Below are 9912 nucleotides of genomic sequence, written 5' to 3'. Positions count from 1 at the left end.
GTGGTGGAGACGGGGGAGTCGGGCATGCCCAGCGGCATGCTGTACATCACCAGCAGGCCCAGGTCGGTCAGCGGATCGCCGAGCGTGGACATCTCCCAGTCGAGGATCGCCTTGATCCGGTCGTCGTCCCCGATGAGAACGTTGTCCAGCCGGTAGTCGCCGTGCACCACGGCCGGGGCGGGGGAGCGGGGCAGGTCGCGGCCGAGCGCGGCGTGCAGCTCGTCGATCCCGGCCAGCTCGCGGTTGCGGGAGGCGTCCAGCTGCTTGCCCCAGCGGCGCAGCTGGCGGTCCAGGAAGCCCTCGGGCCGGCCGAAGTCGTCGAGCCCCACCTCGGCGGGGTCGACGGCGTGCAGTTCGACGAGGGTGTCCACCAGGCCCAGCGCCACCGCGCGGGTGCGTTCGGGGCCGAGCGGGGCGAGCTGGTCGGCGGTGCGGTACGGGGTGCCGTCGACGAAGTCCATGACGTAGAAGGGCGCCCCCAGGACCTCCTCGTCCTCGCAGAGCAGGACCGGGCGGGGCACCGGCACGTTCGTCGGGTGCAGGGCGCTGATCACCCGGTGCTCGCGCTTCATGTCGTGCGCGGTGGCCAGGACGTGGCCGAGCGGGGGGCGGCGTACGACCCACCGGGAGCTGCCGTCGGTGACGGCGTAGGTGAGGTTCGACCGTCCGCCCTCGATCAGCCGGCCGGTCAGGGGGCCCTGCACGAGACCGGGGCGCTCACGGTCGAGCAGGGCGCGCAGCCGGTCGGGATCGAGGCCTGGCGGGTGGTCGGAACTCATCGTCGCTCCTACGGACGGGTGAAACGGGTCCCGACTCATGATGCCGACCGGTCGGTATGCCGTCCAGTGGGCGGAGCGAACGTGATCAGAGCCACCATAGGCCGACGGCTCCCCGCGGAGAACGGGGAGCCGTCACGGGCCCTGCCGGGCGGTGGTCAGTGGTCGTCCCAGTGGCCGTCGTGCTCGGCGTGCCGGTGGCCGTCGTGGAGGTAGTCGATGTGGTCGCCGTGCAGCACCGTGGCGTGGCCGCAGTCTTCGCCGTGCCGGTGCTCGTGCTCCGGATGGGTGGTGTGCCCGTCGGCTTCGCACTCGTCCCAGTGACCGCCGTGCTCGCGGTGCAGATGGCCGTTGTGGGCGTAGTCGACGTGGTCGCCGTGCGGGACCTCGGTGTGGCCGCAGTCCGGGCCGTGGGTGTGGGCGTGGGCGAGGTGTTCCTGGTGGAGGGTCGTCATGGGTGCTCACTTCCTGCGTGACGTGACCATGAGGGCGGTGCGATGTCCAGAAAGAGAAAAGGTGCGTTCCTGGGCAACAGGGTGCACGAGATCCGAGTACCCCGCAGCGGGGGCGGCCGGTGCCCGGGTGTCACACGATCAGGCTCGCCGCGCACCCCGCCAGGGCCACCGTGCACAGCGTCACCGCCGTGGCGTGGCGCGGGGACAGCGCGGCCGGGCGGGCCGTCGTGGCGAGGGCGCGGATACGGCGGTGGGCGAGCAGCAGGAAGCCCAGCCAGAGCGCGCAGCACAGCGCGCAGGAGACGATGCCCGCGGCGGACGGCCCCTCGTGCAGCGAGGTCCGCATGCCGAGCACGGCGGCGACCGTGACCGAGAGGGTCGTACGCCGCCAGGCGAGCCGGGTCCGCTCCGGCTGCAGGCCGGGGTCGCGCTCCCCGGGGGCGGCCTCGCTCACCCCTCCCACCCGAACAGCACCACGACGACCATCGCCACCGCCACCACCGCGACGACCAGGCTGAGCAGGGCCGGGAACCGGGACACCGGCAGGTCCTCGCCGCGGCGCATGGCCCGCTCGCAGCGGATCCAGTGGTTGACGGCGCGCAGCGAGCACAGCACGCCGGCCGCCAGCAGCGCCAGCGCCAGGCCGACCCGCCAGCCCCAGCGCAGGTCGGGCAGGAACTGGTCCACCGCGAAACCGCCGCCGATCAGGGCCAGGGCGGTGCGCAGCCAGGCCAGGAAGGTGCGCTCGTTCGCCAGCGAGAACCGGTAGTCGGGGGTGCCGCCCTCGTCCCGGACCCGGACGGGGGCGAACCACAGACGGACGTTCCGCAGGACTTCGATCACTCGTACGACAGTACCGGGAGGGGGCGGGCGGGGCAGGTCAGACGGTGGGGCGCCGCTCCCGCAGGCGCTCGTACGCCGCCAGGCCGTCAGGGACCCACTCCCATTCGGGCAGGCGCCGCGCCAGCTCCGCCTCCGGCAGGAAGGCGTGCCAGGCGACCTCCTCCACCTGGGGGCGGACCGGCAGCTCGCAGCGGACCTCGTAGACCGCCGACCACCAGGAGCCGCCGGGGCCGTCGTCGTAGAGGAACTTGAAGAGGAACCGCGGGCGCGGCAGGCCGCTCACGCCCAGCTCCTCCTCGGCCTCGCGCAGTGCGGCGTCGTCGTACGCCTCGCCCGCGCCCACCACCCCGCCGACGAACATGTCGTACAGGGACGGGAAGACCAGCTTGGCCGGGGTGCGGCGGTGGACGAAGATCCGGCCGTCGGCGTCGCGCGCCAGGACGAAGACGCAGCGGTGCCGCATGCCCCTCGCGTACACCTCGCCGCGCGGGTACTGCCCGATCACGCGGTCGTTCTCGTCGACGACGTCCAGGATCTCGTCCGCAGCGCTCATGGCCCCATCCAAGCAGGCCCGGCGGCGCGGCGGACCGGTGGCCGGGGCCGGACCCGTGCTCAGCCGGGCTGCAGCGCGCGGACCCGGGCCGCGGCGGCGGTGCCCTGCGGGAGCGCCGGGTGCATGCCGAGCAGCAGGATGCCGCCCACCACGGCCGCGAGGCCCGTCGCCTGCCCGGCCAGCGCCGCCGTGTCGGTGTGCAGCCGGTCGCCGAGGAAGCCGACGCCGCAGGCGATGCCGGCCAGCGGCTGGGCGGCGGTCAGCGCGGGCAGCGACATGCGCAGCGGCCCGGTCTCGAAGGCGCTCTGCACCAGGACCAGCGCGGTCACGCCGAGCAGCAGCACGGCGTACGGCTGCCAGCCGGTCAGCAGCCCGGACAGGCCGCCGGCCTCGAACCGCTGCCCGCTCTCCCGGGTCAGCGCGTCCTGCACGCCGTACAGCAGCCCCGCCGCCACGGCGAGCAGCACGGGGGCTGCGCCGCGGCGCCGCCGTCGCGCGTACCCGGTGAGCAGCAGCGCCGCGCCCACCATCACGCCGATGATCAGCCAGTGCCGCGCCGGATCGGGGACCGGGTGCCCGCCGCGCGGCTCGCCGGCCATCAGGAACGCGGCCACGCCGCCCGCCAGCAGCGCCAGGCCCAGCCAGCCCTGGCGGCCGAGCGGCTGCCGGTTGCGGTGCCGGGACAGGGCGAGGGCGAAGAGCAGGTTGGTGGCGAGCAGGGGCTCCACGAGGGAGATCTCTCCCTCGCCGAGCGCCATGGCGCCGAGGGCCATGCCCACGGCCATCAGGCCGATGCCGCCGAGCCAGCTGGGCACCTTCATCAGGTCCAGCAGCAGCCGGGGCGAGAGGAAGTCGGAGAGGGGCGCGCGCTGTGCCGCGTTCTGCTGGAGGACGAAGCCGAAGCCGAGGCAGCAGGCGGCGCTCAGGGCGAGCACCAGAACCATGATGGACAAGCTGCTCCCTGGGTGATCATTCGGCCGAGCCGGGCAAACGGGGTGCTTTTGGCCATGCTGAGCGGTGCGGCGAGGGGGCGCCATGACGCAGGTCACAGGCGTAGGCGGGGCGGGCCGGGTGCTCACTCGCCCGTCGCGCAAGTGCCGCCGGTGTGAACGGTGTTGACGCGTGTCATGTACCAGCGGCGCTTGACGGAGAGCCTTGGCTGGGGGTTTGCTGTGCGTGACCAACCGATGGCAGAGCACATCGTCCCGAGTCAGCTCAGAGATCCCGAGGAACGTCCGAGGTGTCCCCGCCCCCGCCTCCCCTCGGCCGCGGCCGCTGGGGGTCCCTCCCTGCCCTGGGGCAGTCGAGGGCTCTGGGGAAGGTGGACCGGGGCCTCGACCCGGCACTCGACGACACCGAGCTCACCGTCTCCCGCACCGCGCTCGCCCAGGGGCGCTGGCAGGCGGCCCGCTCCCTGCTCGCCCGCACGGGCGACGACTGGGACCGCCGCGGCCACCGCGCCGTCGTCCTCGCCCGTGAGCCGTACAGCGCGGCCTGGACCCGCGAGTGGCTGCTCGCCGAACCCGACTCCGCCGACGCCGGCGTCCTGCTCGCCCTGGCCCAGGTCTGGCGGGCGCTGCGCGGGAAGGAGAAACCCGACCGGGTCCGCGAGGCCTGCCGGGCCGCCGCCGCCCGGACGCCCGCCGACCCCACCCCCTGGCTCGGCCTGCTCCTCCTGGAGCGGCACCTCGGCAGCCAGGACGACGTCGTACGGACCTTCGAGCAGGTGCGCGCCCGGTACGCCGATCACCACCACGCCCACCACCTGATGGTCGCCCGGCTCGCCGAGCGCCGCGCCGACGCGGGCCCGGACCCGCTGCACGAGGTGTACGACTTCGCCGCCTGGGCCGCCGAGCAGGCGCCCGCCGACTCGCCGCTGGCGATCCTGCCCGTGGTCGCCCACGCCGAGCGCTACCGGGTGCTCGCCGCGCACGGCTTCGAGCCCGCCGACCCCGCCGCCTCCGGACACTGGGTCGGCCGCCGGGCCCGGCAGGTGATGAAGGCCGCCTTCGACTGGTGGCTGGAGTGGGAGCACGACGGCCACCCCCGCCGCCTGGTCGACCTGAACTTCCTCGCGCACGCCAAGTACTGCGAGGACCGGGGCGCCGAGGCCGCCGCGCTGTTCCACCGCATCGGCGACCACGCCACTGCCGAGCCCTGGTCCTACCCGGACCGCGACCCGCTGGCCGCCTTCCGCGCGGCCCGCGACCGGGCGCTCGGCACGGGGTGACCCCAACCGCCCTCCGCACGCCGCTGCGCAGGTCCGCAGGTCCGCAGGTCCACGACAGCCCTTTTCCGCTCACCCCCGACACGAGGACGGTCCCCTGATGACGACGGGCAGTTCCAGAACGAGTACGAGCACCGGCGCGGGCGGCGCCCCAGGCGCCGACGGCATCAGCACCTTCAAGGGCGAGGAGCGCGCCCTGCGCGCCGACCGCCTCGGCACGAGCGGCCTGCTGCTGTCCGTGCTCGCGGCGACGGGCCCGATCATGGTGGTCGCCGGTGTCATGCCCACCACATTCGCGGTGATGGGCATCGTCGGCCAGCCGCTCCTCTTCGTCATCCTCGGCGTGGTCCTCGTCCTGTTCGGCATCGGCTACGCCGAGATGAGCCGGCACGTCCACAACGCCGGCGCCTTCTACGCGTACATCTCCCGCGGCCTCGGCGGCACCGCCGGAGCGAGCGCCTCCTTCGTCGCCCTGGCCGCCTACAGCGTCCTCCAGGTCGGGATCTACGGCATCTTCGGCTTCGAGGTCGCCGGGCTCCTCGCCACCTATGCCGAGACCGAGATCGCCTGGTGGATCCCGGCGCTCACCGCCGTCGCGGTCGTCGGCGCGCTCGGCTGGCTGAAGATCGACGTCAACGCGCGCGTACTCGGGGTGCTGCTGCTGATCGAGCTGGCGCTCGTCGTCATCTTCGACATCGCCGTGGTCGCCGACCCCGGCCCGCAGGGGCTGTCCCTCGCCGCGTTCGACCCCGGCACGCTCACCGGCGCCGGTGTCGGCACCGCCCTGTGCTTCTGCATCGCCGCCTTCACCGGCTTCGAGCAGGCCCCCGTGTACGCCGAGGAGACCAGCCGCCCGCACATCCTCGTGCCGCGCGTGATGTTCCTCGCCGTCGGCTTCGTCGCCGTCTTCTTCGCCCTCAGCTCCTGGGCGATCACCGTCGCCACCGGCCCCGACCACGTCGTCGGCACCGCGCGCGAACAGAGCGCCGGACTGCTGTTCTTCCTCACCGAGTCCCGCCTCGGCGGCACCTTCACCGACGTCCTGCACGTCCTCTTCGTGACCGGCATGTTCGCCGCGCTGCTCAGCTTCCACAACGTCGTCGCCCGCTACGCCTTCGCCATGGGCCGCGAGGGCCTGCTGCCGCGCGCCTTCGGCCGGACCACCGGCGCGAGCGGGGCGCCCGGCACCGGCTCGCTGCTGCAGACGGTGATCTCGGCGCTGGTCGTCATCGCCTTCGCGATCGCCGACGACAAGCCGGCCGGGGACCCCACCGCGCCGGTGCTGCACCTGTTCACCTGGGGCGGCAACGTGGGCGCCCTCGGCGTGATCCTGCTGATGGCCACCGCCTCCCTGTCCGTCGTGGTGTTCTTCGCCCGCCGGGGCGCCGCGGGCGCGCAGGCCTGGCGGCTGGTCACCTCCACGCTGGCCGGACTCGCCCTCCTCGTCATCGCCGGCTACACGGTGAAGGACTTCGACGTGCTGGTGGGCACCGGCCCGGGGTCGGCGCTGAGCTGGGTGCTGCCGGGCATCATCGCCGCGGCGGCCCTCGCCGGAGCCGTCCTCGGCCTGGTGCTGCGCTCCCGGGCCCCCGGGACCCACGCCCGCATCGGCCTCGGCAACGAGGCGTTCCGGCTGGACAAGGCGGCGGCGGACGAGTCGTAGCGGACGGCTGACGACGAAGGGCCCACCCCCGGCGGAGGTGGGCCCTTCCCTTGTCGCGGCCGGCCGGCCGCCGTGCGGCTAGATGATCAGCGACAGCAGGAGCACCAGCGCCCCCGCGACCACCGAGATGATCGTCTCCATCACCGACCAGGTCTTGATCGTCTGGCCGACGTTCAGCCCGAAGTACTCCTTGACCAGCCAGAACCCGGCGTCGTTGACATGGCTGAAGAAGAGCGAGCCGGCGCCGATGGCGAGGACGAGAAGCGCGGCGTGGGTGGTCGACATGTCGGCGGCGAGCGGGGCGACGAGGCCCGCCGCGGAGACGGTCGCCACGGTCGCCGAGCCGGTCGCGAGCCGGATCGCCACGGCGATCAGCCAGGCCAGCAGCAGCGCCGGGATCGACCAGTCCTCGGAGATCTCCAGGACCATCTGGCCGACGCCGGAGTCGATCAGCGTCTGCTTGAAGCCGCCGCCCGCGCCGACGATCAGCAGGATGCCGGCGATGGGCGCGAGGCCCTTCTCGACCATCCCCTGGACCCGCTCCTTGGAGAACCCGGCGGGCCGGGCCAGCGTGAAGATGCCGAGCAGGACGGCCGCGAGCAGGGCGATCAGCGGGGAGCCGGCCACGTCGAAGACGCGCTGCACGGTGGACTCGGGGTCGTCGACGACGATGTCCACCAGCGCCTTGGCGAGCATCAGCACGACCGGCAGCAGGATGGTGGCCAGGGTGGCGCCGAAGCTCGGGCGCCTGTCCAGCTCGTCGGAGGCGCGCTGCGGGATCATCCGGTCGGGGGCCGGGACGTCGACCCAGCGGGCCGCGGACCGGGCGAAGACCGGACCGGCGATGATCACGGTGGGGATGGCGATCAGGACGCCGAGGGCCAGCGTCACGCCCAGGTTGGCGCCCACGGCGTCGATCGCGACGAGCGGGCCGGGGTGCGGCGGGACCAGTCCGTGCATCACGGACAGACCGGCGAGCGCGGGAATGCCGATCCGCATCAGGGAGTAGTTGCCGCGCTTGGCGACCATGAGCACGACCGGGATCAGCAGGACGACGCCGACCTCGAAGAACAGCGGAAGCCCGATCACGGAGGCGATCAGCACCATCGCCCACGGCATCGACTTCCCGCCGGCCCGGCGCCCGCCGCCCTCGTGCGGAAGGTCCTGCGGCCCTGCACCTCCCCACTTGGCGAGGATGGTGTCGACGACCTGGTCGGCGCCGCCGGAGTCGGCGAGCATCTTGCCGAGGATCGCGCCGAGCGCGATCAGCACGCCGACGCCCGCCACGGTGGAGCCGAGACCGGCGGTGAAGCTGGCGATGACCTTGTCGAGGGGCGCCCCGGCGAAGGCGCCGAGCGCCAGTGACCCGATGGTCAGCGCCAGGAAGGCGTGCAGCTTGAACTTGGTGATGAGCAGGACGATGACGGCGATGCCCGCCAGTACGGCGATGCCCAGCTGGGCATGACCGGCCGAGGTGATGGGCTCGGCGGTGTCCGCTGCCAGCATCTCGACGCTGAGTCTGGTCACGGGTGTTCCCTTGCAGGTACGGGGATGGAGGAGGGGGCGCCCGGGCGGTCCGGGCCAGGGGGGTTAACAACAGGGGTCACCGCGCGGCGGCCGGGCCGGGGAGCTGCCCCAGCGCCTCGGCCGCGCGGCGGGCGATGTCCTCCGGGCCGCCGGAGACGTCCACCGAGACGCCCGCCTCGTCCGCCTGGAGCGGTTCGAGGGTGGCGAACTGGGAGTCGAGCAGCGCGGTGGGCATGAAGTGGCCCTGCCGGTGCGACATCCGGTCCTCGATGAGTGCGCGGTCGCCGGTGAGGTGCACGAAGACCAGCCCCGGCGCCGCGGCCCGCAGCCGGTCCCGGTACGACCGCTTGAGCGCGGAGCAGCTGACCACCCCGCCGAGTCCGGCCCGGCCGTCCGCCCAGCCGCCGATGGCGTCCAGCCAGGGGAGGCGGTCCTCGTCGGTGAGCGGGGTCCCGGCCGTCATCTTGGCGATGTTGGCCGGGGGGTGGAAGTCGTCGCCCTCGGCGTAGGGGACGCCGAGCCGGGCGGCGAGCAGGGGACCAATGGTGGTCTTGCCGGTGCCCGCGACGCCCATGACCACGACGACGTGGGGGGTCTTCATCGCTGCCTCGCTGTCTTCGTCGACACGGTGATGTTCGGCTAACTGAAACGCATTAGGTACGACGAATTCAAGAGCATGTGATGAATAAGTCTGACTTTTTGAGAGCGTGATCCGCGCCGTACTCTGTGTGCATGAGCACACCGGGCCGGGGGCTGCACGGCCATGTACTGGACACCCTCGGCCCCGAGATCACCGCGGGCGAGTACCCCCCGGGCAGCGTGCTGCGCACCGACGAACTGGCGCAGCGCTTCGACGTGTCACGCTCCGTGATGCGCGAGGCGGTGCGCGTCCTGGAGTCGATGCACCTCGTCGAGTCCCGCCGCCGGGTGGGCGTCACGGTCCGCCCCAAGGCCGAGTGGAACGTCTACGACCCGCAGGTCATCCGCTGGCGGCTGGCCGGCGCCGACCGGCCGCACCAGCTGCGCTCGCTCACCGTGCTGCGCTCCGCGATCGAGCCGGTGGCCGCGCGGCTGACCGCCCAGCACGCCACCGCCGAGCAGTGCGCGGAGCTGACCGAGTGCGCCCTCGGCATGGTCGCGCACTCGCGCGGTCACCAGCTGGAGGGCTACCTCCTCCACGACGTCGCCTTCCACCGGGTGATCCTCACCGCCTCCGGCAACGAGATGTTCGCCCGGCTCGGCGACGTCGTCGCCGAGGTGCTGACCGGCCGTACCCAGCACGACGTGATGTTCGAGGACCCCGACCCGGCCGCCGTCACCCTGCACGTCCGGGTCGCGGAGGCGGTGCGCGCCCGGGACGCGGACCGTGCGGAGGAGCTGACCCGGGAGATCACCGTGGGGGCGCTCCAGGAACTGGACATCCTGGTGCCGTAGCACTCCCCGGCCGCTGCCCCTCAGCCGTCGAGGAAGTCCCCGTCCACGTACACCCACGCCCCGTCGACCCGTTCGAAGCGGCTGCGCTCGTGCAGCGCGCCGCCCTGGAACGAGGCGCGGAAGGTCACCGTGCCGGTGGTGTGGAACGCGGTGCCGTCGGCCGTGTCCAGGATCTCCAGGCCGGTCCACCGCATGCCCGGGTCGAAGTCGACGCCCGGCGGGCGGGTCCGGGGGTGCCAGGTGCGCAGCAGATACGCCTCGTCCCGCCGCACGAAGGCGCTGTAGCGCGAACGCATCAGCCGCTCCGCGGTCGGCGCTGCCTCCGCACCCCGATGGAATCGGCCACAGCACACTTCGTAGGTCTCCGCGAGACCGCAAGGGCATGTGTTCCTGTCGGAGGGGGTAGGGGCGGGGCCTGGCGCGTATACACATCT

The 9912-nt window shown here is 73.2% G+C and carries 12 protein-coding genes; 3 read left to right on the top strand and 9 right to left on the bottom strand.

The annotated features are described in order from the left end of the window. The 6 genes from CCN42_RS13120 to CCN42_RS13095 form a co-directional block, all read right to left on the bottom strand. On the bottom strand, window positions 1–779 hold a 779-nt coding region (locus tag CCN42_RS13120), incomplete at its 3' end, for a phosphotransferase family protein (protein ID WP_086735570.1). Between the two features lie 155 nt (window positions 780–934). Continuing rightward, entirely contained in the window at window positions 935–1231 is a 297-nt protein-coding gene (locus CCN42_RS13115) for a hypothetical protein (RefSeq protein WP_086735568.1), read from the bottom strand. Window positions 1232–1361: 130 nt separating this feature from the next. Next, window positions 1362–1685, bottom strand: a complete 324-nt coding sequence (locus CCN42_RS13110) for a DUF202 domain-containing protein (protein WP_086173322.1) — start codon at window positions 1683–1685, stop codon at window positions 1362–1364. Next, window positions 1682–2074: a YidH family protein gene (locus tag CCN42_RS13105; protein ID WP_086735566.1), complete on the bottom strand. Its 393-nt coding sequence runs from the start codon at window positions 2072–2074 to the stop codon at window positions 1682–1684. The genes CCN42_RS13110 and CCN42_RS13105 overlap by 4 nt, the downstream gene beginning before the upstream one ends. Window positions 2075–2111: 37 nt before the next feature. Continuing rightward, window positions 2112–2627, bottom strand: a complete 516-nt coding sequence (locus CCN42_RS13100; RefSeq protein ID WP_086735564.1) for an NUDIX hydrolase — start codon at window positions 2625–2627, stop codon at window positions 2112–2114. 59 nt (window positions 2628–2686) lie between these two features. After that, window positions 2687–3580 carry a DMT family transporter gene (locus CCN42_RS13095; RefSeq protein ID WP_086735562.1) on the bottom strand — a complete coding sequence of 298 codons (894 nt, stop codon included), beginning with the start codon at window positions 3578–3580 and terminating at the stop codon, window positions 2687–2689. A 287-nt stretch (window positions 3581–3867) separates the two neighbouring features. Here CCN42_RS13095 and CCN42_RS13090 point away from each other — a divergent pair, with 287 nt between their 5' ends. Both CCN42_RS13090 and CCN42_RS13085 read left to right on the top strand, forming a co-directional pair. Continuing rightward, window positions 3868–4857, top strand: a complete 990-nt coding sequence (locus CCN42_RS13090) for a hypothetical protein (protein ID WP_386582829.1) — start codon at window positions 3868–3870, stop codon at window positions 4855–4857. Window positions 4858–4954: 97 nt separating this feature from the next. Next, on the top strand, window positions 4955–6517 hold the full coding sequence (locus CCN42_RS13085; RefSeq protein ID WP_086735560.1) for an APC family permease: 1563 nt from the start codon (window positions 4955–4957) through the stop codon (window positions 6515–6517). A 78-nt stretch (window positions 6518–6595) separates the two neighbouring features. Here CCN42_RS13085 and CCN42_RS13080 read toward each other — a convergent pair whose 3' ends face one another. Together CCN42_RS13080 and CCN42_RS13075 are read right to left on the bottom strand one after the other, a co-directional pair. After that, complete coding sequence (locus CCN42_RS13080; protein WP_086735558.1) at window positions 6596–8044, bottom strand: GntP family permease; 1449 nt, start codon at window positions 8042–8044, stop codon at window positions 6596–6598. A 76-nt stretch (window positions 8045–8120) separates the two neighbouring features. Next, entirely contained in the window at window positions 8121–8645 is a 525-nt protein-coding gene (locus CCN42_RS13075; protein ID WP_086735556.1) for a gluconokinase, read from the bottom strand. A gap of 131 nt (window positions 8646–8776) precedes the next feature. Between CCN42_RS13075 and CCN42_RS13070 the strand changes: the two genes are divergently transcribed. Continuing rightward, window positions 8777–9478, top strand: a complete 702-nt coding sequence (locus tag CCN42_RS13070) for a FadR/GntR family transcriptional regulator (RefSeq protein WP_086735554.1) — start codon at window positions 8777–8779, stop codon at window positions 9476–9478. 20 nt (window positions 9479–9498) lie between these two features. Here CCN42_RS13070 and CCN42_RS13065 read toward each other — a convergent pair whose 3' ends face one another. Continuing rightward, a complete protein-coding gene (locus CCN42_RS13065; RefSeq protein WP_086735552.1) occupies window positions 9499–9831 on the bottom strand; it encodes a YchJ family protein in 333 nt (110 codons plus the stop codon). Window positions 9832–9912: the final 81 nt, after the last annotated feature.

This window comes from Streptomyces glaucescens (genome assembly GCF_002154375.1).
Taxonomy (GTDB): Bacteria; Actinomycetota; Actinomycetes; order Streptomycetales; family Streptomycetaceae; genus Streptomyces; species Streptomyces glaucescens.
This window is presented reverse-complemented; position numbering and strand designations above follow the sequence as displayed.

Coding starts and splice junctions, on each gene's coding strand:
- CCN42_RS13070 (WP_086735554.1), top strand. CDS start 8,777: ATGAGCACACCGGGCCGGGGGCTGCACGGCCATGTACTGGACACCCTC.
- CCN42_RS13100 (WP_086735564.1), bottom strand. CDS start 2,627: ATGAGCGCTGCGGACGAGATCCTGGACGTCGTCGACGAGAACGACCGC.
- CCN42_RS13115 (WP_086735568.1), bottom strand. CDS start 1,231: ATGACGACCCTCCACCAGGAACACCTCGCCCACGCCCACACCCACGGC.
- CCN42_RS13075 (WP_086735556.1), bottom strand. CDS start 8,645: ATGAAGACCCCCCACGTCGTCGTGGTCATGGGCGTCGCGGGCACCGGC.
- CCN42_RS13085 (WP_086735560.1), top strand. CDS start 4,955: ATGACGACGGGCAGTTCCAGAACGAGTACGAGCACCGGCGCGGGCGGC.